14 protein-coding genes are annotated in these 21,291 nt (G+C 73.1%); 7 read left to right on the forward strand and 7 right to left on the reverse strand.

Annotated features, from left to right (window positions below; genetic code table 11):
- Nucleotides 1-169: 169 nt before the first annotated feature.
- Both MOV08_RS11205 and MOV08_RS11210 read right to left on the reverse strand, forming a co-directional pair.
- On the reverse strand, nt 170-1,591 hold the full coding sequence (locus tag MOV08_RS11205) for a cysteine desulfurase (protein WP_275307321.1): 1,422 nt from the start codon (nt 1,589-1,591) through the stop codon (nt 170-172).
- Entirely contained in the window at nt 1,578-2,960 is a 1,383-nt protein-coding gene (locus MOV08_RS11210; protein WP_275307322.1) for a family 2B encapsulin nanocompartment shell protein, read from the reverse strand. Before MOV08_RS11210 ends, MOV08_RS11205 begins: the two co-directional genes overlap by 14 nt.
- Nucleotides 2,961-3,401: 441 nt before the next feature.
- Between MOV08_RS11210 and MOV08_RS11215 the strand changes: the two genes are divergently transcribed.
- Together MOV08_RS11215 and MOV08_RS11220 are read left to right on the forward strand one after the other, a co-directional pair.
- Nucleotides 3,402-6,212 (forward strand): SpoIIE family protein phosphatase, encoded by a 2,811-nt coding sequence (locus tag MOV08_RS11215; protein ID WP_275307324.1) that lies wholly within the window; start codon nt 3,402-3,404, stop codon nt 6,210-6,212.
- Between the two features lie 103 nt (nt 6,213-6,315).
- On the forward strand, nt 6,316-6,774 hold the full coding sequence (locus MOV08_RS11220; protein WP_052286686.1) for a hypothetical protein: 459 nt from the start codon (nt 6,316-6,318) through the stop codon (nt 6,772-6,774).
- A 37-nt stretch (nt 6,775-6,811) separates the two neighbouring features.
- Here MOV08_RS11220 and MOV08_RS11225 read toward each other — a convergent pair whose 3' ends face one another.
- Nucleotides 6,812-7,306 carry a DUF4118 domain-containing protein gene (locus MOV08_RS11225; protein WP_275307325.1) on the reverse strand — a complete coding sequence of 165 codons (495 nt, stop codon included), beginning with the start codon at nt 7,304-7,306 and terminating at the stop codon, nt 6,812-6,814.
- A gap of 511 nt (nt 7,307-7,817) precedes the next feature.
- Between MOV08_RS11225 and MOV08_RS11230 the strand changes: the two genes are divergently transcribed.
- Entirely contained in the window at nt 7,818-9,788 is a 1,971-nt protein-coding gene (locus MOV08_RS11230) for an APC family permease (RefSeq protein WP_052286687.1), read from the forward strand.
- Nucleotides 9,789-9,823: 35 nt separating this feature from the next.
- Here MOV08_RS11230 and MOV08_RS11235 read toward each other — a convergent pair whose 3' ends face one another.
- On the reverse strand, nt 9,824-10,045 hold the full coding sequence (locus tag MOV08_RS11235) for a hypothetical protein (RefSeq protein ID WP_039631721.1): 222 nt from the start codon (nt 10,043-10,045) through the stop codon (nt 9,824-9,826).
- A gap of 484 nt (nt 10,046-10,529) precedes the next feature.
- Between MOV08_RS11235 and MOV08_RS11240 the strand changes: the two genes are divergently transcribed.
- A complete protein-coding gene (locus MOV08_RS11240; RefSeq protein ID WP_275307327.1) occupies nt 10,530-11,183 on the forward strand; it encodes a TetR/AcrR family transcriptional regulator in 654 nt (217 codons plus the stop codon).
- Between the two features lie 45 nt (nt 11,184-11,228).
- Here MOV08_RS11240 and MOV08_RS11245 read toward each other — a convergent pair whose 3' ends face one another.
- Nucleotides 11,229-12,449, reverse strand: coding sequence for an acyltransferase family protein (locus MOV08_RS11245; RefSeq protein ID WP_275307329.1), 1,221 nt, complete (start codon nt 12,447-12,449; stop codon nt 11,229-11,231).
- Nucleotides 12,446-14,812, reverse strand: coding sequence for a glycosyltransferase (locus tag MOV08_RS11250; RefSeq protein WP_275307331.1), 2,367 nt, complete (start codon nt 14,810-14,812; stop codon nt 12,446-12,448). The genes MOV08_RS11245 and MOV08_RS11250 overlap by 4 nt, the downstream gene beginning before the upstream one ends.
- An 864-nt stretch (nt 14,813-15,676) precedes the next feature.
- Between MOV08_RS11250 and MOV08_RS11255 the strand changes: the two genes are divergently transcribed.
- Nucleotides 15,677-16,312: a hypothetical protein gene (locus MOV08_RS11255; protein ID WP_052287418.1), complete on the forward strand. Its 636-nt coding sequence runs from the start codon at nt 15,677-15,679 to the stop codon at nt 16,310-16,312.
- A 73-nt stretch (nt 16,313-16,385) separates the two neighbouring features.
- Here MOV08_RS11255 and MOV08_RS11260 read toward each other — a convergent pair whose 3' ends face one another.
- On the reverse strand, nt 16,386-17,843 hold the full coding sequence (locus MOV08_RS11260; RefSeq protein ID WP_039631729.1) for a nucleobase:cation symporter-2 family protein: 1,458 nt from the start codon (nt 17,841-17,843) through the stop codon (nt 16,386-16,388).
- Nucleotides 17,844-18,083: 240 nt separating this feature from the next.
- Here MOV08_RS11260 and MOV08_RS11265 point away from each other — a divergent pair, with 240 nt between their 5' ends.
- Entirely contained in the window at nt 18,084-20,450 is a 2,367-nt protein-coding gene (locus MOV08_RS11265) for an FHA domain-containing protein (protein WP_275307333.1), read from the forward strand.
- A 60-nt stretch (nt 20,451-20,510) separates the two neighbouring features.
- Nucleotides 20,511-21,245, forward strand: a complete 735-nt coding sequence (locus MOV08_RS11270; RefSeq protein ID WP_275307334.1) for a hypothetical protein — start codon at nt 20,511-20,513, stop codon at nt 21,243-21,245.
- The last annotated feature ends 46 nt before the right edge of the window (nt 21,246-21,291 follow it).

A 21,291-nucleotide genomic window follows, 5' to 3' on the forward strand; every position in this document is an offset into this window, starting at 1 on the left:
AGGTCTCGCCCGCCCGCACAAGTGACTGCGTGGGCCCGGCCACCGGGAGCCGACTGTGGCTCCAGTGTGTCGATGACCGGTTCGCGGGGCTACTCCCCTTCGCAGCCCCTCACCCTACACACCACGGGCGCGGAGCGACGTCAGCGGGACATCGGGGTCGTCGGCGGTCTCAGTCGGACTGCTGGAGCCGCTGGAGCGAGGCGACCAGCTGATCCACCTCCTCGGGGGTGTTGTAGAGGGCGAGCGAGGCACGGGCGGCGCTCTCCAGGCCGTAGTGGGCCAGGGCCGGCTGGGCGCAGTGGTGGCCGGCCCGGACGGCGATCCCGTCGCGGTCCAGCCAGTCGGCGATCCGGCCGGGGTCGTGGCCCGCCATGGTGAAGGTCAGCACCGCGATCCGGTCGGCCGCGGAGCCGATCAGGTCCAGCCCGGGGACCGCGGCCAGGGCCTGCTGGGCGTAGGCCAGCAGCTCGGTCTCGTACGCCGCGACGGCGGGCCGGTCGAAGCCGGTCAGCCAGTTGATCGCGGCGAGCAGTCCGACGACGCCGGCGATGTGCCCGGTGCCGGCCTCCAGGAGGTGCGGGACGGGCGCGTAGCTGGTGCGGTCGAAGGAGACGGACTCGATCATGTTGCCGCCGCCCTGCCACGGCGCCATCGTCTGCAGGATCTCCGGCTTGGCGTACAGGGCGCCGATGCCCGTGGGGGCGAACAGCTTGTGGCCGGAGAAGACGTAGAAGTCGGCGTCGAGGTCCGCCACGTCGACCGGGAAGTGGGCCACCGCCTGGGCGCCGTCCACCAGGACCTTGGCCCGGTAGCGGTGGGCCAGCGCGGTCATCTCCTTGACCGGCGGGACGGTGCCGAGGACGTTCGACGCCTGGCTGAGGGCGACCAGCCGGGTCCGCATGGAGAGCCGGTCGGCGTAGGCGTCGAGGTCGATCTGGCCGTCCGGCCGCAGCGGGACGGGGACCACCCGGGCCCGGGTCTCCTTGGCGACCAGCTGCCAGGGGACGATGTTGGAGTGGTGCTCCAGCACCGGCACGAGGATGTCGTCACCGGGGCCGAGGTTGGCCCGCCCCCAGCTCTGGGCGACGAGGTTGATCGCCTCGGTGGTGCCGCGGGCGAAGACGATCTCGTCCGGGGACCCCGCGCCCAGGAACCGGGCGACCGCGGCCCGGCCCGCCTCGTACGCCTCGGTGGCCTCGCGGGCCATGGTGTGCGCACCGCGGTGGATGTTGGAGTTGCCCGCCCCGTAGAAGCCGGACACCGCCTCGATGACCTGGCGGGGCTTGTGCGTGGTGGCGCCGTTGTCGAGCCAGACCAGGGGTTTGCCGTTGACGGTCCGGTGCAGGATCGGGACGTCGCGGCGCGCCAACTCCGGCGTGAAGGAGGGCTGTTGGGAAAACTGACGGTCCGTCGGGGCGGTGCCGGGCCAGGTGGCGCCGGCGGACTCGGGGGCGGGGGCCGGGGCGCCGGTGGTCGCGCCGGCGGCGGTCGTGGGGGGCGCGGTGGTGCCGGCGGCCGGCGCCGCGCCGGTGGGGACTCCCGTCGCGTCCGGCCCGGTCAGCGGGAACCCCAGGAGATCAGGCGTAGTCATGGTAGCGGGACACCTCGACGTTCTGGAGGACGGCGAGGGCGTCCTCGACGAGGACCGCGGCGTTGAAGTACGCGGTCATCAGGTACGAGGTGATGCCCTTCTTGTCGACGCCCATGTTCCGCATGGCCAGCCCGGGTTCGATCTCGTCGGCCACCTTCGCCGGGCGCAGGCCGACCACGCCCTGCTCGGCCTCGCCGACCCGCATCAGCAGGATCTCGGTGGTGCCGGTGTCCGCCCCGCCGGAGAAGCGCACCTTGTCGGAGGGGAGCAGCGGGACGCCGCGCCAGGTCAGCAGCGGGCTGCCGAAGCTGGTGTCGATGACCGGGGGCACGCCCCGCCGGGTACATTCCCGGCCGAACGCGGCGATGGCCCGCGGGTGCGCGAGGAAGTAGCCGGGCTGCTTCCAGACCCGGGTGAGCAGTTCGTCGAGGTCGTCGGGGGTGGGGGCGCCATAGCGGGCCTGGACGCGCTGGCCGGGGGCGATGTTGCTGAAGAGGCCGTGCTCGGGGTGGTTGAGGAGCACGTCCTCCTGCCGCTCGCGGAGCGCGTGCGCGGTGAGGTTGGCCTGGGTGCGGACCTGGTCCATGGTGCCGCTGTAGAGGTCGGAGACCCGGGTGTGGACGCGCAGCACGGTCTGGGCGAGGTTCATGTGGTACTCGCGGGGCGCGTCCTCGTAGTCGACGAAGGTCGCCGGCAGGTCGGGCTCGCCGACGTGCCCGGAGCTGAGGTCGACCGGCACCTCGCTGCCCGGCAGCACCCCGTCCACCGCGAGGTAGGCGTCCATCGCGGCGCGCAGCGCCGGGTCGCGGTCGCCGAGCCGGGCCAGGGCGGCGCGGTCGAGGCTGAGCGCGGTGCCGGGGGTGAGCGCGGTGACCCGGTACGGCGTCGGGGTGGAGCGGGTCCAGGTGTCGAGGTCGAAGAACTGGCCGTCGCCGACCACGTCGAGGAGCGCTTCCTCGCCGTAGCGGCCGCGCGCCCGCTTCTCGGCCCGACCCTGCACGATGACGAGCAGACGGTCCGTCACCTCACCGTCTTCCGCGAGGACTTGGCCGGTGTCGAAGGTCACCTGCGCGAAGGCGCCGGCGAGTTCGGTGAGCAGCGCGTCGTCCGCCTCGCGCAGGTACGGCAGTTCACGCAGGTCGCCGGGGATGACGCGGTGGGTGTCGCCGTCCTGGTAGGTGCTGAGGCGGTCGTCGCCGAGGACATAGGTGCGGCGTCGGTTGACGCGGAAGACGCCGGATTCGACGTCCACCCACGGCAGGGCGCGCAGCAGGTAGCGCGGGGTGATGCCGCGCATCTGGGGGGTGGTCTTGGTCGTGGTCGCGAGTTGCCGTGCCGCATCCGGGGCGAGCGTCATCCGGTCGTTCACTGGGGCCTCCCTACGGGACCGAGGCATGCCGACCGACCGGCGCACGGCCGGTGACATGCGGGACACCGGGATGGTCGGGGCGGGAATATCCGGCCCGCAATGGCCCGTTGGCGGCCCTCCGGCCGGAAACGCTCGCTACCCGAAACCTGGAATTCCGGATATACGTGCGACTACCTTGCGTCGTAGTGCCGCTACGCCGCGTGGAACGCCCCTAGGGCAGGCGGCTCATGGGGCCCGAACGCTCCACGCCGGCGCCCACCCTCTCCTGACAACCGACCAAATTTGCCCTCATGAAGCCACTTTGTCATTCCAAAAGGAACGCTTATGACCCCGCTCAGCTGATCGCTACACAGGGGCGCACAATGCTAAATATGGCTCGTGATGGAAAATTTCGGGCGAAAGCAATATTCCAGGCGTGATGTCGGGCGCCGCCTTCGCTCGGTGCTGAGCGTGCACAGCGTCGCGGGCCAGGTCCTCGCGTTGCAGCTCGCCCTCGTCGTGCTGCTGGTCGTGGCAGCCGGAGTGGCGCTCGCCCTCCAGGCCCAGCAGGCGAGCCTCCAGGAGGCCGAACAGCGGTCGTCGGTCGCCGCGGCGGCCTTCGCACACGCCCCGGGGACCGCCGCCGCGATGCAGTCCGCCGACCCCACCGCGCGGCTCCAGCCCCGGGCCGAGGACGCCCGCAGGGAAGCCGGCCTCGACTACCTCGTCGCGTTCAGCCCGTCCGGCGTCCGCTGGACCCACCCCAACCCGCAACTGATCGGCAAACACGTCCCCGACGACTACGGCCCGGCGCTCGCCGGCCGCACCGTCACCTCCACCTCCACCTCGGCCTTCGGGCGCGCCGTGGACACCACGGTGCCCGTCAAGAACGCCGACGGCCGGCTCGTCGGCCTGGTCGCGGCCGGCATCAAGGTGCAGCGGACCAACGAGTGGGCGCTGCAACGGCTCCCGCTGCTGATCGGCAGCGCGGCCGGCGCCCTGGTCGTCGGGGTCGGCGGGGTGGCCCTGGTGGGCCGCCGGCTGCGGCGCCAGACGCACGGCCTGGACCCGGCCGAGATGGCTCGGATGTACGACCACCACGACGCCGTCCTGCACGCCGTCCGCGAAGGCGTGCTCATCGTCGGCGGCGACGGACGGCTGGTGCTCGCCAACGACGAGGCCCGCCGGCTGCTGGACCTGCCCGACGACGCCGAGCACCACCGGGTCACCGAGCTGGGACTGGAACCGGGCATGGCCGCCCTGCTGGCCTCCGGCCGGGCGGCCACCGACGAGGTGCACCCCGCCGGCGAGCGGCTGCTCGCGGTGAACATCCGCCCCACCGCCCCCTACGGCGGCCTCCCGGGCACCGCCGTCACCCTGCGGGACACCACCGAACTCCAGGCGCTGACCGGCAAGGCCGAGGTCGCCCAGCGGCGCCTGAAGCTGCTCTACGACGCGGGGATGCGGATCGGCAGCACGTTGGACGTGTCCCGCACCGCGGAGGAGCTGGCCGCGGTCGCCGTGCCCCGGTTCGCCGACGTGGTCTCCGTCGAGCTGCTGGAGCCGGTGCTGCGCGGCGAGGAGCCGACCGGGGGGCACGCCCCGATGCGACGGCTGGCGGTCCGCGGCGTGCCGGAGGACTCGGCGGTCTACCGCGTCGGCGAGCGGATCCGCTTCGCGCCCGGCAGCCCGATCACCGCGGGGATCGCCGACGGCCGCCCGGTCGTCGTCCCCGACCTGCGCGCCGAACACGAGTGGCGGGCCCAGGACCCGGTCGACACCCAGCGGATCCTGGACAACGGCATCCGCTCGCTGATCGCGGTGCCGCTGCGGGCCCGCGGCGTGGTGCTGGGCCTGGCCAACTTCTGGCGGGCCACCACCTCCGAGGTGTTCGGCGAGGAGGACCTGTCCTTCGCCGAGGAGCTGGCCGCGCGGGCCGCGGTCTCCATCGACAACGCCCGCCGCTACACCCGCGAGCACGCCACCACCATCACCCTCCAGCGCAGCCTCCTGCCGCGGGCGCTGCCCGAGCAGTCGGCGCTGGAGGTGGCACACCGCTACCGGCCCGCGCAGGCCGGCGTCGGCGGCGACTGGTTCGACCTCATCCCGCTGCCCGGCGCCCGGGTCGCCCTGATCGTCGGCGACGTCGTCGGGCACGGCCTGCACGCCGCCGCCACCATGGGCCGGCTGCGCACCGCCGTCCTCAACTTCTCCACCCTGGACCTGCCGCCCGACGAACTCCTGGGGCACCTGGACGAACTCGTCAGCCACATCGACACGGACGAGGCCCGCACCGGCGGGGCGGGGGCGGGCGAGGACGGCGGCGGACCCGCGGTCGGGACCACGGCTGACGCGGCGTCGGAGACGGCCCCCGGCGCCGCGCCGGCCACCGACGCCTCGCTGGTGGGCAACAGCGGCGCCGGCATCACCGGCGCCACCTGCCTCTACGTCATCTACGACCCGGCCGACGGACGCGTCACCCTGGCCCGGGCGGGCCACCCGGGCCCGGCCCTGGTCCTCCCCGACGGGACGGTGTCCTTCCCCGAGGTGCCGGTCTCCCCGCCGCTCGGCCTGGGCGGCGGCATGCCCGTGGAGACCCTCGAACTGCCCCTGCCCGAGGGCTCGCGGCTGGCCCTCTACACCGACGGGCTCATCGAGGGCCGCGACCGCGACATCGACACCGGTCTGGAACTGCTGCGCAGCACCCTCGCCGGCGCGCCGGACAGCTCGCCGGAGGAGACCTGCACCGCCGTCCTGACCGCCATGCTGCCCGAGCACCCCGGCGACGACATCGCCCTGCTGGTGGCCCGCACCAAGCTGCTGGACCGGGACCGGATCGCCGAATGGGAGGTCCCCTCGGACCCGGCGGCCGTCGGCCCCGTCCGCTCCGCCTGCATGCGCACCCTGGAGACCTGGGGGCTGGCCGACATCGGCTTCACCACCGAGCTGATCCTCAGCGAACTGATCACCAACGCCATCCGCTACGGCGCCCAGCCGATCCGCGTCCGCCTCCTCCACGACCGCGCCCTGATCTGCGAGGTCTCCGACGGCACCAGCGCCTCCCCCCACCTGCGGCGGGCCACCACCACCGACGAGGGCGGGCGCGGGCTGTTCCTCGTCGCCCAGTTCGCCCAGCGCTGGGGGACCCGCTACACCCCCGGCGGCAAGGTCATCTGGACCGAGCAGACCCTCGACGGGATGCGGCCGCCGGGCGGCCCCGAGGACGGCGGCGTCGACCGCCTCCTCGACCAGTGGGACGAGGCGGCCCCGTGAGCAGCGGACCGTGCCGGACGGGCCCCGGACGGCACCGGATGCAGCCCCACCCGCCGCTCGCTAACCTCGATCGAAGGGCCGGAACCCGACCTCTGGAGGCCCCATGACGCAGCTGCCCGAACCGCGCGACATCGCCCCTCGACTGGCCACCGGCGCGTTCATCCTGAACTCCGGGCTGACACTGTGGCGGGCGGACGAGGAGACCGCGGCCTCCGTGCACGGCACGGCGACCACGGCGTACCCGTTCCTGTCGGCACTGCCCGCGGAACAGTTCACGCGGCTGCTGGCGGCCGCGGAGATCGCCGTCGGCGGCGCACTGCTCGCCCCGTTCGTCCCGACCCGGCTGGCGGGCGTCGCCCTGACCGGCTTCGCCGGCGGCCTGGTCGGCCTCTACCTGCGCCTGCCCGGCATGCGCCGACCCGGCAGCCTGCGCCCCACGCAGAGCGGCCTGCCGCTCGCCAAGGACGTCTGGATGCTGGGCATCGGCATCGGCTTCCTCGGTGCCCGGCGCCGCGCCGACGGCCGCCGGTGCCCCTGCCCCGGCTTCCTGAGGGGCCGCTGACCGACCGGCCGGCACGTCACGGCGGGCCGGCCGGACGTCACACCGCGCCGCCGCGCCGGATCCGCACGGCCCGTACCGCCGCCGCACACCCCGCCCCGACCAGCCCCGCCCCCGCGAGGACCCACAGGCTCAGCCGGTCGGTCTGCTGCCAGCCCAGTTCCGCGCGCTGCTGCACCACGAAACCGTCGAAGAACAGCCAGGAGACGAGGACGACGGCCGGGACCAGGCGGGGCCGGGCCGCCGCCGCGACGGCGACGGTCAGCAGCGCGAACGCGACGAGCGAGAACGCCAGGTGGGTGGCCTCGCCGGTCACCAGCAGGACGGTCACCGCGACCGCGGCCGCCGCGGCGCCGACCGGCAGCGCGAGGTCGCGGCCGAGCGCGTCGGCGGGCGGCGGCGCGGCGACCGCCCGACCGACCGCCGTCCCGCGCCCGGCCCGCCGTCCCGCGGCCCGCTCCGGGCGCGAGGTCGGCGCCGGGAAGCGCGGGGTGGGCGGCGGGTGGGCGGGGACGGGGTGGTGAAGGGTCGCCATGAGAGCACCTCCTGGGGCCGGGGGCCTGTGTGCCAGGGTGCGCGGGCCGGCGGGACCGGGACCGATCCGGCGGGGAACTTAACGCGGTGCGTACGGGGGGCCGAGGGATTATGACGCGGCCCTGACGCGGCGCGTATGGACACCGGATGCCCCCGGACGCGCCCCGGGCACCGAGGGGCACCGGCACGTGTTGCATACTCGCTCCTCGTTGCCCCGGGCTCCCGGGGGACAACTCCTGGGCGAAAGCGACAAAAGGCGGCAGGAAGAGCGAGTTGGACAGAATCGGCCCTTATCGGAGCAGGCCGCCGATGCGCCGGACCGGGCGTCTTCGAGGTGGCCCTCAGCGCGCCTCCTGCGTCGCCTCGGCCCACGCCACGCCCTGCCCGCAACACGCCCCGGCCCGTACGACGACCGCACGGCCGGACACCCCGCGACACACCCATCAACCCCCCACCCGCCCGGCCCCCGTGACGGCCGGCGGGACGAACGACGATCGGCAGGACGTGGCCGTATGACCAGTACCCAGGTGGACCCCACTCCGCCGCCCACCGCCCCCGCACCGAGGTGGCGGTCCTGGCTGCTGGACGGCCTGAGCGAGCAGAGCGCCCGCCACCCCGGGCCGCACGGCACCCCGCCCGCCGAGCACAAGGGCCACTCCTGGTGGCGGGTGATGTGCCTGACCGGTGTCGACTACTTCTCGACGCTGGGCTACCAGCCGGGCATCGCGGCGCTGGCCGCCGGACTGCTGTCGCCGTTCGCCACGCTCGTGCTGATCGCGCTGACGCTGCTGGGCGCGCTGCCCGTCTACCGGCGGGTCGCCAAGGAGAGCCCGCAGGGCGAGGGTTCGATCGCGATGCTGGAGCGGCTGCTGCCCTGGTGGGCGGGGAAGCTGCTGGTGCTGGTGCTGCTGGGGTTCGCCGCCACCGACTTCGTCATCACGATGACGCTGTCGGCGGCGGACGCCTCGGCACACGTGGTGGAGAATCCCTTCGCCCCGGCCGCGCTGCACGGCGCCAACCTCTGGATCACGCTGCTGCTGCTCGCCGCCCTGGGCGCCGTCTTCCTCAAGGGCTTCCGGGAGGCGATCGGGATAGCCGTGGCGCTGGTCGGCGTCTACCTGGTGCTCAACGTGGTCGTGCTGGCCACGTCGGCCTGGCAGGTGCTGTCCCACCCGGTCGCGGTCGGCAACTGGTGGGGCGCGATGACCGCGCAGCACTCCTCGCCGCTGGCGATCGTCGGCGTCGCGCTGCTGGTCTTCCCGAAGTTGGCACTCGGCATGTCCGGCTTCGAGACCGGCGTGGCGGTGATGCCGCAGGTGCGCGGCGACGCCGGTGACGACCCGGTCAAGCCGGCCGGCCGGATCCGGGACACCCGCCGGCTGCTGACCACCGCGGCACTGATCATGAGCGTTTTCCTGCTGCTGTCCAGTCTGGCGACCACCATCCTGATCCCGCAGAAGGAGTTCGCACCCGGCGGTTCGGCCAACGGGCGGGCGCTGGCGTATCTGGCGCACGAGCACCTGGGCGAGGCGTTCGGCACGGTCTACGACATCTCGACCATCGCGATCCTGTGGTTCGCCGGTGCGTCGGCGATGGCGGGGCTGCTCAACCTCGTGCCGCGCTACCTCCCCCGCTACGGCATGGCGCCGGAGTGGACCCGGGCGGTGCGCCCGCTGGTGCTGATCTTCATGGCCATCGCGTTCGGGATCACCGTCGTCTTCGACGCCAGCGTCGACGACCAGAGCGGTGCCTACGCGACCGGCGTGCTGGTGCTGATGCTCTCCGCCTCGTTCGCCTCGACCGTCGCGGCCCGGCACCGCGGGCACCGGGGCGCCACCATCGGATTCGGCGCGATCACCCTGGTCTTCGGCTACACGCTGGTCACCAACGTCATCGAGCGGCCGGACGGCCTGAAGATCGCGCTGCTGTTCATCCTCGGCATCCTGCTGACGTCGTTCGCCTCGCGGGTGCACCGCGCCTTCGAACTGCGCGCCGCGGACGTGGTGTTCGACGAGACCGCGGAGCGGCTGATCGAGGAGGCGCTGGCCGCCGGACCGCTGCGGGTGATCGCCAACGAGCCGGACGAGCGGAACGCGGCGGACTACCGGGAGAAGGAGTACAGCCAGCGCGAGGAGACCCACATCCCCGACCGCGGACCGGTGCTCTTCCTGGAGGTGCTCGTCGAGGACTCCTCGGACTTCACCGCGGAACTGCACGTGCACGGGGTGGAGGAGCACGGCGCGCGGATCCTGCGGGTGCAGGGCGCGGGCGTGCCCAACACCATCGCGGCGGTGCTGATGCAGCTCCGCGAGCGGACCGGCCAGGTGCCGCACATCTACTTCAACTGGACCGAGGGCCATCCGTTCAGTCACCTGCTGCGCTTCCTGGTGTTCGGTGACGGAGAGGTCGCACCGGTCGCCCGCGAGGTGCTGCGCCGGGCGGAGCCGGACCTGCGGCGGCGCCCGCGGGTCCACGTGGGCTGACCCGCCCGCTCCCCCGCCCCTCCTCGGCCGCCGGATCACTTCCGGCGGCCGAGTGCTTTGGCGCGGGTGTGCGACCAGCCGGCGAGCACGACGCCGACGGCGACGACGGAGAGATAGGCGGTCAGCAGGACCGGGAACCCGCCGCCGACCCATCCGAGCAGGCCGGTGTTGCCGTGGTCGATCAGCAGGCGGAAGGCGCCCTGGGCGGCGGTGACCACCAGGCCCATGGCGATGATCTGCAGGACGTCGTACTTCATGGCGCTCCTCGAAGCGTGCGGTGATGACGTGCCCTCGGTCTCCTCCGCCGCCGTGACGCGACGCCGCAACACGACGCCGGCGCGAGGCGGGTCGGGCAACGGGTCGGGCAACGGGGAGAACGCGAGTGGGCCGTGATGTGGGCCGGGGTGTGGCCCGGGGTGTGAACCGAGAGGTGGACCGGGATATCGGGGCGGAACGCCGGAGCCTGACCGGCCTCGGACGTGCCCTCCAGCCCACCGGGCGCCGCCCCGTAACGTTACGAACGTATCAGCGCCATGGGTGCCGTATTAGGCTTCAGCATTGCCGAATTCGCTTTTCGTCACAGTATTTGCGAGGTGCCGAATGGACTTGGGCCGTGCGAAAAACAATCCGTCGTGCCGGATGTGCGGAGCGCCGCTGGCCCCGGCCGGGCGCGGACGGCCGGCGCTCTACTGCTCGCGCGGCTGCCAGGCCCGGGCCTACCGGCGCCGGAAGCATCCGCCGGTGCCGCCGCCGACAGGTGCGCCGCGCCCGGCGGCGGGCCCGGCCGGGGAGGCGGCGGCGGACAAGCGGCGGCGGATCATCGAGGCGGTGTGGCGGATCGCGGCGGAGCGCGGGCTGCACGCCGCCAGCATCCGGGAGGTGGCGGCCGAGGCCGGGGTGTCGGTGCGGGCGGTGCAGTACCACTTCGCGGACAAGCACCGGCTGTTGGTGGACGCGCTGCGGCTGCTGCACGACGAGAACGAGCGGATCGCCCGGTCCCGGATCCGCTTCGACCCGGCGGATCCGCGGGGGCTGCTGCGGGACGTGCTGGACGAGTTCCTGCCGGTGGACGCCCAACGGGCCGCGGCGCTGCGGGTGTTCGCGGCGTACTACGCGCGCAGCCTGACCGATCCGGCGCTGGCCGCGGTGTTCCTGCCCGACGAGCATCCGCTGGAGGAGATGGTCGCGGGGATCCTCGCGGCGGCGCGGGACGCGGGGCGGGCCGCGCCGGGGTTGGACGTCCGCCTGGAGGCCGATCTGCTGGTGTCCGCGGCGGTGGGGCTGGGCGGCGATGTGCTGCACGGCCGGCGGTCGTTGGCGCAGGCGCGACGGGCGCTGGCCTACCGGCTGGGGACGCTCTTCGGCGACGGGCCCGGCGGGGCGGCCGAGCGGTGACGGGGGCCGCCGTCGGGCGACCCCCGTCACCGGCTCTCGGCGCGGTCAGCGGAGGGCGGGTTCCGGATAGAAGTCCCGGGGGCGCCCTTGGGCGTCCTTGAGGCGGCCGAGCAGGCTCGCCGGGTATTCGATGAGCCAGTAGCTGGCCGCGGCCACCGCGACGGCGGCGAGGAAGACGATCAGCAGGGCCCAGGGGAAGCCGGACGGGCCCGCGGGCAGCAGTCCGGCGTTGTGCAGCAGGAGCATGACCGGCTCGTGCCAGATGAAGAGGCTGTAGCTGATCAGGCCCAGCGGGGTGAGCCAACGCGCCGTCAGGAAGCGGTTCCAGAAGGTGCGTCGGCGGATGTGGAGGGTGCCGAAGAGCAGCAGCGCCCACAGGGCGGAGGCGATCGGGTGGTAGTAGGTGAAGGTGAAGCCCTCCGCGTCGGACTGGCGCGAGAGGCAGAAGAGGCCGGCCAGCGCGAGGGCGGTCAGGAGCAGCGCGGCGCGCGGGGAGAGGCGGGCCCGGTCGCCGAGCGCGGCCAGGACCACGGCCAGCAGCATGCCGGCCGCGAAGCCGCCGAAGCGGGCCTGCGGGCCGAAGTAGGCGACCCAGTCGGTGTGCGGGATGCCGAGGGCGTAGTGCGCGACGGTGATCCAGGCCAGCGGTGCGGCGAAGAGGAACAGGCAGCCGGCGGCGCAGACCGCGACCCGGTCGGCCCGGCGGCGCAGTCGGCGGCAGGCGCGGACGGCGAGCGGACCGAGGCCGACGAGGACGAAGTAGAAGAGCACCTCCAGGGAGAGCGACCAGGTGGGGCCGAGGGTGTAGAAGATCCGGTCCTGGTCGAAGACGTGGGTGAACGTGAGGTGTTCGAACAGGTCCTGCCAGTCGCCGGGGAGGGTGGGGTTGCGGGTGGCCCAGACCACCAGGACGGCCAGGACGTACAGCGGCAGGATGCGGATCGCGCGACGGAAGAGGAAGGCGCGGGCCGGGCGGGTGGAGCCGCCGTCGAGGGCGGCACGGGCGTAGGAGAGGGTGAGCAGGAACGCCGACAGGACGAAGAAGAGGTCGATGACTTCGAGGGAGAGCACCGCGTCGAGGACGGGGTTGGCCACCGGCGGGTGGGTGCCGTGCGCGTCGTAGGCGGTGTACTGCTGCCAGACGTGGAAGGCGACGGTGCTGAGCGCGGCGAGGCCGCGGAAGCCGTCGATGTCCCCGGCGCGGCGGCGGCGCGGGGGGCCTTCGGGGGTCCGCGGCGGGGCGGGTGGCGCGGCGGTGGCGCTCATCGGCGGGCCACCGCCCTCGTCGCCTGGGCGCGCGGGGTGACCCGCCACTGCCGGTCGCCGAGGGCCTCCTTGAGGTGGGCCTGACGGGCGACCATGTTCTTGAAGTGGCTGTAGAAGACGGTCGACACCAGGAGGTAGGACCAGAACCAGCGGCGGCGGGCGCGGAGTTCGGGGACGGCCAGGCGCCAGGCGAAGAGGGCCTGGACGGGTCCGGCGGCGAGGGTGAGGAGCAGGGCGAGCACACAGACCGGTACGCCCCAGTCGAGGTGCTGGGGCCCGCCGACCTTCCAGGTGGCGTAGAGCAGGATCGGCAGGATCTGCAGGGTCAGCCAGGGCTGTATCTCGCGCCAGCCCAACAGGACCAGCAGGCCGAACTTCTGACGTACCGTCAACACAGGTGAGCGCAGACCGCGCCAGAGGTGCTTGAGGGAGACCTGGAGCCAGCCCTGGGCCCAGCGGGAACGCTGGTTCCACAGCGCGGTGAGGGTGGTGGGGGCCAGTTCGCGGGAGATCAGGGTGCGGTCGACGGCGATACGGGCGCCCGCGGTCAGGGAGCGCATGGTGGAGTCGATGTCCTCGGTGAGCATCGAGCCGTGCATCCGGGTGCGGGCGAGGAGGTCGGTGCGCCAGAAGCCGTTGGAACCGCCGAAGACGCCGAAGCCGTGGAGCCGGGTGCGGCCGGGGTGGCTGACGGCGTAGATCGCCTCGAACTCGACGGCGACGAGCCGGGCGATCCGGGAGCTGTCGCCGTTGCGGATCACGCAGTGGCCCTGGACGACGTCGTAACCGTGCGAGAGCCAGTGCCAGGCGTCGCGGAAGGCGTGCGGGGCGGGGTGGTGGTCGGCGTCGAAGATGCCGACGAACTCGCCGCGGACGCGGGTGACGGCGGCGTTGACGTTCTGGGCCTTGGAGGTGCTGCCCGCGACGGGGAGGAGGACGAGGCGGGGGTCGCGGGCGGCGATCTCGCGGAGGGTGTCCTCGACGGGCAGCGGGTGCGGGGTGTTGTAGGCGAGGACGATCTCCAGGCCGCCCGGGTAGTCCTGGCGCAGGAACGACTCGACGGTGTCGACGATGGTGGCGGCCTCGTTCGGGAGGTACGCGGCGATCACCGCACTGGCCGGCGGATAGGCGGCGCCGGGGCGTTGCGGTCGGGTCGGCGCGTCCAGCGCGTAGAGGCATTCCAGGACGATCAGCAGCGCGGAGAGCACCAGCCCGGCGACGACCGCCCAGTACATGCCCGAGCCGAGGTCCCAACCGGCCAGATAGGTCTGCCGGTAGAGGGCGAACGGCACCCCGATGCCCAGCAGCAGCGCCAGGACCGGGGAGAGCGCTAAGAGCGCGGGGCGGAGCACGGCGCGCAGCGGCGGCCGACGGTGGCGATGGGGGGTGCCACGCATCCAGGGGGCGTAGCGGACCGGGCGGAGGTCGCGGTGGCGCAGGGATTCGCGGGTCGCGTCGCGGGCCCGGTCCACGACGTCGGCGGCATCGGTGCACTCGGCGAGCGGGAGCCAGCCGACGGCGGGGGTGAGGCGGACGTTCTCGTCGGCGACGACGAAGCGGGTGCCGGCGGCGGCGGTCGCGAAGGCGTGCAGTGCGCGCAGGGCGGTCTCCTCGCCGATGCCGGGGAGCAGCATCAGCAGGTGGCCGTCGTCGTCCCGGCCGAGCCGGTCGCAGGCCCCGCCCAGTCTTTCGGCGACGCCGGCGAGCCGTTCGGCGACCTCGCGGCGGATCCGGGGGCCGAGTCGCTCCTCCAGGGCGGCGAGTTCGGCGACGGCGACGACGGCGAGCACGCCGCCGTGCCGGGCGCCTTCGGGGCGCTTGAGTTCGCGGTCGAGTTCGTCGAGGAAGTGCGGCCGGGAGTAGAGGCCGGTGCGCGGATCGCGGAGCAGGTGCTCGACGGGGACCGGGATCCGGCGGAGCTTGGCCTCGATCCGGGCGGAGAGCTCGTCGGGGTCGGACGCCTCGGGTATGCAGTCGTCGGCGCCCTGGCGGAGCAGGTCGGCGGCGCCGGTCGGGCCGGGGGCGCCGGTGACCATGAGGAGCGGCAGGGCCCGTCCGGCGGGGACGGTGCGGACCTCGCGGATGACGTCGGCTCCGGCGTGCCCGGCGCCGGGCTCGTGCAGGGCGACGACGGCGTCCGGGGGCGCCTGGCGGACGCGGGGGCCGGCCTCGCCGGGTGGGGCGTGGGTGACGTCGTGACCGGTGGTGCGCAGGGTGTGGGTGAGGCGTTCCAGGCGTGGCCCTGGGGTGCCGATGACGAGGACCTGGCCGGCCGGGTGGGCACCGGGTGCGGTGGGGTGGTCCGTTCCGCCGAGGAGGGCCGTGGGTGAGCCCTGGGGGTGTGCCGGGTGCGAAGTGAGCACCGGGGATTGTCCTTTCTGGCTACGGGGCACACGGAGGCCGGCGACGGGGGTCCCTGGACAGCGGCCTGTCGGCGGTCCTTGCGGGACGGGACCCGGCGGCCGGGCGCGGGCAGGCCGGCGCAACCGCCGTGGTACGGCGGCGGGTCGGGCATGCCGTCGGGCCGGCTCGTGGGGTGCCGGCGGCTCCGTGACGCGCGATGCGGGGACGGTGACGATCAGGCGGGCGTCGGGCGGCGCTCAGTTGGCGAGGGCCGCCGACGGCGCGCTGACTGTCAGAGACATGACAGCGCGAAGTGGCGCGCCGGGGTGCGTCTTCTCTCGGCGGAACGGACGGCGGCGCGGCGGCGCGCGGCCCCGACGGGCGCGAGCGGTACGGCAAGCGGCAGGCACCGGACCGCGCGGGGGCGGTCAAGCGTGAATCGCATAGGGAGGGTCCCATCCTGATCGGATTGTGGGGGGAGGACCGGATGTCAGGTGTACACCGACCGGCGCTGCTGGGCAAGGCCCATCGGCACCCGCCAGCCTCTGCGATCACTGTGACACCACACCTTCATCCACGTAACGCCTTGGTTACGTCCCGCCTTCGTGATGACCCCAACTGCCGCTACTGCCCGGTAGATACCGGTGCATCGGCTATACCCGGAACGGGAGTTCTGAGCTGGAGGTTCGTACCTCTCGCCGATCTGTTAATCTGCCCGCCCCTGGATGTTCCTCCATGTCCGCTCCCTTCCTCTCCCCCCAGCACCCCCTGCTCACCGGGTGCAGCGAGGTGTCGCGTACGTGAACAGCGTTCCGTTCTCTCCCGCTCAGGCCCGCTCCGCACGGGCCCGGGTCGGCCTGACCACGAGCCAGGCCGCCCAGTCCATGACGGCGTGCGGCTCGCCGGTGCGCCCCGAGGTGATCGAGGCGTGGGAGTACGGCTCCCTGCTGCCCACCGAAGCGCAACTCTTCGCCCTGGCGGATGTGTTGTGGTGCCCGCCGATCGTGCTGATGGGGGTGGAGCCGCGGACGCTGGCCGAGCACCGGATGGCCCGGCAGCTGAGCGCGGAACGGCTGGCGCAGCTGGTCGGCATGGCGCCGGAGGAGTACCGCGCGGCGGAGGGGGCCAACGAGTGGCACGGCGACTACCGGCAGACCAAGGCGCTGGTGGACGCGCTGGGACTGTCGCTGCGCAAGCTGATCGGGGTGATGGGGCGGGTCGAGGAGCTGGCCGGGCACCTGCGCGCGGCGCTTGAGGGCCGTTGGAAGTCGCACGTCGCGCCGATCACCGAGATCACCTCGCTGAACCGGACGCGGGTGGGCGACGCGCTGCGCACCATGCACGCGGAGTTCGCGGACTTCTCCGAGCGGTACATGGGGCACGTGGTGGCACGGAGCGCCGACGCCCGGCTGAAAGCGATCGCGGCCGAGCGGTCGGCGTATCTGCGGCGACTGGTCGACCACTTCTGGGAGTTGATCGGCGAGGCGGGCGAGGCACCGCCGTTCCACTCCGTGCACTAGCCAGCCAGAGCCTGTCCGATGGGTCGGGCGCCGGCCGGAGGCGGGACGGCGCGTCCCGCCGTCCGGCCGGGTGTCAGTACGCGCCCCGGGGGTGCGACGGGGGGCCGGCCGGCGCGGACTCGTCCGGCCCCGGCTCGTCGTCCTCGGCGAACTCGTCCCAGTCGATCTCCAGCGACCTGCGGCGGGTGAGGACGTTGAAGACGAGGTTCAGCACGATCGCGGTCAGACCGCCCAGGGTGATGCCGCTGTCGAGCACCGCCCGGACCCCCTGCGGCATCCGCTCGAAGAACGGCGCGACCGCGGTGGGCAGGAACGCGACGCCCAGACTGACCGCGAGGATCAGGGCGTTGCGCTCCTCGCGGAGGTCCACCTTGCCCAGGATCTGGATGCCGACCGCGGCGACCATGCCGAACATGGAGAGCGCCGCGCCGCCGAGCACCGGGTGCGGGATCGCGGCGACCACCGAGCCGGCCTTGGGCACCAGCCCCAGCACGATCATGAAGCCACCGGCCGCGACGACCACGAACCGGCTCATCACCCGCGACATCCGCACCAGGCCGATGTTCTCGGCGAACGCCACGTAGGGGAAGGAGTTGAAGATGCCGCCGAGGACGGTGGCGACGCCGTCGGCGCGCAGCGCCCGGGCGACGGTGTCGTTGCCGACCGGCTTGCCGGTGATCTCGCCGATGGCGTAGACGTCACCGGTGGTCTCCACCATCGTGATCAGCATGACGACGATCATCGCGATGATCGGGAACGGCTCGAATTTGGGCATTCCGTAATGGAACGGGGTGCTGACACCGAACCAGGCCGTCTGTCCCACACCGCTGAAATCGACGTCACCGAGCAGCCAGGCGACGGCCGTTCCGCCGACCAGGCCGAGCAGCACCGCGACGCTGCTCAGCAGCGGCTTTCCGATCCGCACGATCGCGAGAATGAACAGCAGCGTGCCCAGGGCGTATCCGAGGTTCTTCAGGTCGCCGAATTCGGGCTTGCCCACCAACTGGGCGCCGCCGGCCGCGTCCTGGAGCGCCTGCGGGATGAGGGTCAGCCCGATGATGGTGAGGATCGTGCCGATGACGATCGGCGGGAAATACTTCACCAACTTGCTGAAGAACGGGGCGAAAAGGAATGTGGCGATACCCGCGGTGATGACCGCGCCGTAGACCACCAGCAGTCCGGCGGTGCCGCCGCCCGCGCCCAGTCCGATGGCGATCATCGGGGAGACCGCGGTGAAGGTGACGCCCTGGACGAGAGGCAGCCTGGCGCCTATCTTCCATATGCCGAACGCCTGGATGATGGAGGCGATTCCGCAGGTCAGCAGGTCCGCGTTGATGAGGTAGACGAGTTCCTGGCGGGACAGCCCGAGGGCGTTCCCGAGCAGGATCGGGACGATGACCGCGGCCGCGTAGAAGGCGAGGACGTGCTGGAAGCCGTAGAGGGCGAGTTTGCCGAACGGCAGCACCTCGTCGACGGGATGGGCCCGCTGCCGGGGAAACTGCCGAGGGGATTGTCGCGCGAGTCGTGCCATCTCTGCCTTGCCTTCATGAGGTAGGTGAATAAGAAGGAACCCGGGCCCTATGGTGCGTTGCCCTGCAGGGTGCGGTGCGTCCCGGTTTGCCGGTGCATCCTTCGATCAGCGAACCGAAGTACGGCATTTCCATGGAATGCGCAGGTGCGGGCACATCGGGGCGCTCACCCTAGTTGACCTACGTCGGTCCGCGCGAGTAACCGGGGGCGAGGGCGGGGAATGCGCCGTAAAATCTGAAATATGGCTGAGCGGCCTGATGCGTCCGCCGCGCCCGAACTCCTGGTGGAGTCCGGCGGGGTCACGCAGGTGATGGACCCGGGCCACGCCTACCACGTGGGACGGGACCCCGACAGCGACCTGGTGATCAGCGACGACCGGGTGTCGTGGCACCACGCGGTGCTCCGGGCCACCGAGGGCCACTGGCTGGTGGAGGACGAGGGCAGCACGAACGGCACGTACACGGACGGGCATCGGGTGTCGCGGTACGGAGTCGGCCCGGGGAGCGTGATCCGCTTCGGCAACCCGGCCGACGGCCCGTGCGCGGTGCTCGCCGGTGTCCCCCGCCCGACCACGCCGGTCGGCCATCCGAAGACCGTGTCGCGGCCCGCGGCCACCCACACCTTCCGCCGGCCGAGCACGGTCCGGCCGCTGCCCCCGGCGCGCACCACGCGGATCGGGCGGGCCGACGACAACGACCTGGTCGTCGACGACCTCGCGGTCTCCCGCCACCACGCCGAACTCCGGGCCGGCCCGGACGGCTACCGGATCGCCGACCTGGGCAGCCACAACGGCACCTACCTCAACGGCCGTCCGGTCGACGTCGCCCCGGTGCGCCCCGACGACATCATCGGCATCGGCCACTCCGCGTTCGTCCTCGTCGGCGACCAGCTCCAGCAGTACGTCGACACCGGCGAGGTCTCACTGGACGTGCAGCGGCTGACCGTCCGGGTGGGCCGGGGCGGCCAGCGCCGGACCCTGCTGGGCGGGGTGTCCTTCCCGGTGGGTGAGAAGTCGCTGCTGGCCGTGATCGGCCCGAGCGGGGCGGGCAAGTCGACGCTGTTGAACGCGCTGACCGGGCTGCGGCCCGCCGACGAGGGCACCGTGCTCTACGACGGCCGGGACCTCTACCGGGACTACGCCGAGCTGCGCCAGCGCATCGGGCTGGTGCCGCAGGACGACATCCTGCACACCCAACTGACCGTCCGCCGGGCGCTGGGCTACGCGGCGGAGCTGCGGTTCCCCGAGGACGTCGCGCCGGCCGAGCGGGCGGCCCGGGTCGAGGAGGTGATCCGCCAACTCGGCCTGGTCGAACGGGCCGGGCTGCCGATCCACAAGCTCTCCGGCGGGCAGCGCAAGCGCGTCAGCGTGGCGCTGGAGCTGCTGACCAAGCCGTCGCTGCTCTTCCTCGACGAGCCGACCTCGGGCCTCGATCCGGGGATGGACCGCTCGGTGATGCACATGCTGCGCGGCCTGGCCGACGACGGCCGCACGGTCATCGTGGTCACCCACAGTGTGCTCAGCCTGGACGTCTGCGACCGGCTGCTGGTGCTGGCGCCGGGCGGCACCATCGCCTACTACGGGCCGCCGGAGGAGGCACTGCCGTACTTCGGGTTCGGCCAGTGGCCGGAGGCGTTCGAGGCGTTCGAGAACGACCGCGGGCGGGACTGGGCCGGGGAGTTCCGGGCCTCGCCGCTGTACCGGCGGTACATCGCCGGGGAGACCCGGCAGCCACCGGCACCGCCGGCCCCACGGGCCCCGCAGGCGCCCCGGGAACCGGTGGCCGCGCCCCGGACCCGGCGCTGGGGCACCCAGCTGTGGACGCTGATGCGGCGGTACGCGGCGGCGCTGTCCTCGGACCGGACGTTCCTGATCATCATGGTGGCGCTGCCGTTCGTGATGGGGGCGATGGCGCACGGCCTGAGCGGCGGGAAGCTGACCGCGGACTCGGCGACGAACGTGCTGTTGATCCTGTGCGTGGGCGCGGTGCTCACCGGGGCCGCCAACGCGGTGCGCGAGCTGGTCAAGGAGCGGGTGATCTATCAGCGGGAGCGGGCGGTGGGGCTGTCCCGGTCGGCGTATCTGATGTCGAAGGTGCTGGTGCTGGGGACGGTCACGGTGGTCCAGGCGGCGGTGCTGACGGTGGTCGCCCTGTTCGGGGTGGAGCTCAACGCGCCGGGCGGCAAAGGCGTGTTGCTGCCGCCACTGCTCGAAATCACCCTGGCGGTGGCCCTGTTGGCGTTCACCGCGATGATGCTGGGGCTGCTGGTGTCCGCGCTGGTGCGCAAGGAGGAGGTCACCATGCCGCTGCTGGTGCTCCTCGCGATCGTCCAGGTGGTGTTCTGCGGGGCGCTGCACTCGCTGCGCGGCACGCCGGTGCTGGAGCAGCTGGCGTGGCTGGTGCCGTCCCGCTGGGCGCTCGGGGCCATGGCGGGCACCGTCGACCTGCACCGGATCCTGCCGCAGCCGCTCACCGCGGATCCGCTGCTCCGGCACGCGGTGGGCCCCTGGCTGCTGGACATGGGGATGCTGGTGGTGCTCTCGGCGGTGTTCGGCTTCCTCGTCCTGCGACTGCTGCGGCGCCATGAGCCCGAGATCATGCGCCAGTAGTCGGGACCGTTGGTGCGTACGGCGCCGGGGCCGTGCGCGAGGAGTGCCGAGGAGCCGCCTGTGACCGCGCCGGAGTTCCGTCCCAGCCATGTCGTCCCGCCGGGCGGGATGCCCACGTGGGCGGACCCGGGCGCGGGCCGTCCGCTGGTGCCGCTCGATCCGCTGCTGCCCGTCCAGGTCGTCGAGCGACACGGCGACTGGGCGCGGGCGCTGTGCTCCAACGGCTGGTCGGCGTGGGTGGACGGGCGGCTGCTGCTGTCCGTGCCGCACGACCCGCCGACCGCCGAGCAGCCCGCCGCCTGGGCCGCGGACCCCCGGCCGCTGCTGGCCGCCGCCGAGGGCGCGCTGAGCCGCTACCGACAGTTGGTCGAGGAGATGCTGGCCGGGCGGCTGGACCGGGAGGCGTTCGGTGAGCGGTCGCGGGGGACGCGGGTGGGGGCGGTGGTGGACGGCGACGCGGTGTGGCTGTACGACGCGCGGCACGGGCGGTGGTGCTTCTGCGACGGGGAATCGTTGGTGACGTTCGCCGTGTCGGACGGGCCGATGGCGGAGGGGCCCGAGGCGCGGGAGGCTGCGGAGGCCGCGGAGGAGGTCGCCGACGTGGCGGGGACGGAGGGTACCGGTGGCGCGGGGAGTGCGGGGAGCACGGGGAGCACGGGGAGCACGGGGAGCACGGGGAGCACGGGGAGCACGGGGAGTACGGGGACCGGGGGCGGGCTGCCCGGCGAGGCGGAGTTCCCACCGCCGTACCCACCGCCGTACCCACCGCCGGGCGGGACGGGTGAGCGGCCGTGAACGGGCGGCCGACGGACGCCGGGCAGGCGGGCACCGGCCCGGCGGG

Source organism: Streptomyces yunnanensis (genome assembly GCF_029011865.1).
Lineage (GTDB): Bacteria > Actinomycetota > Actinomycetes > Streptomycetales > Streptomycetaceae > Streptomyces > Streptomyces yunnanensis.

Coding starts and splice junctions, on each gene's coding strand:
- MOV08_RS11205 (WP_275307321.1), bottom strand. CDS start 1,591: ATGACTACGCCTGATCTCCTGGGGTTCCCGCTGACCGGGCCGGACGCG.
- MOV08_RS11220 (WP_052286686.1), top strand. CDS start 6,316: ATGACGCAGCTGCCCGAACCGCGCGACATCGCCCCTCGACTGGCCACC.
- MOV08_RS11225 (WP_275307325.1), bottom strand. CDS start 7,306: ATGGCGACCCTTCACCACCCCGTCCCCGCCCACCCGCCGCCCACCCCG.
- MOV08_RS11230 (WP_052286687.1), top strand. CDS start 7,818: ATGACCAGTACCCAGGTGGACCCCACTCCGCCGCCCACCGCCCCCGCA.
- MOV08_RS11235 (WP_039631721.1), bottom strand. CDS start 10,045: ATGAAGTACGACGTCCTGCAGATCATCGCCATGGGCCTGGTGGTCACC.
- MOV08_RS11245 (WP_275307329.1), bottom strand. CDS start 12,449: ATGAGCGCCACCGCCGCGCCACCCGCCCCGCCGCGGACCCCCGAAGGC.
- MOV08_RS11255 (WP_052287418.1), top strand. CDS start 15,677: ATGACGGCGTGCGGCTCGCCGGTGCGCCCCGAGGTGATCGAGGCGTGG.
- MOV08_RS11260 (WP_039631729.1), bottom strand. CDS start 17,843: ATGGCACGACTCGCGCGACAATCCCCTCGGCAGTTTCCCCGGCAGCGG.
- MOV08_RS11265 (WP_275307333.1), top strand. CDS start 18,084: ATGGCTGAGCGGCCTGATGCGTCCGCCGCGCCCGAACTCCTGGTGGAG.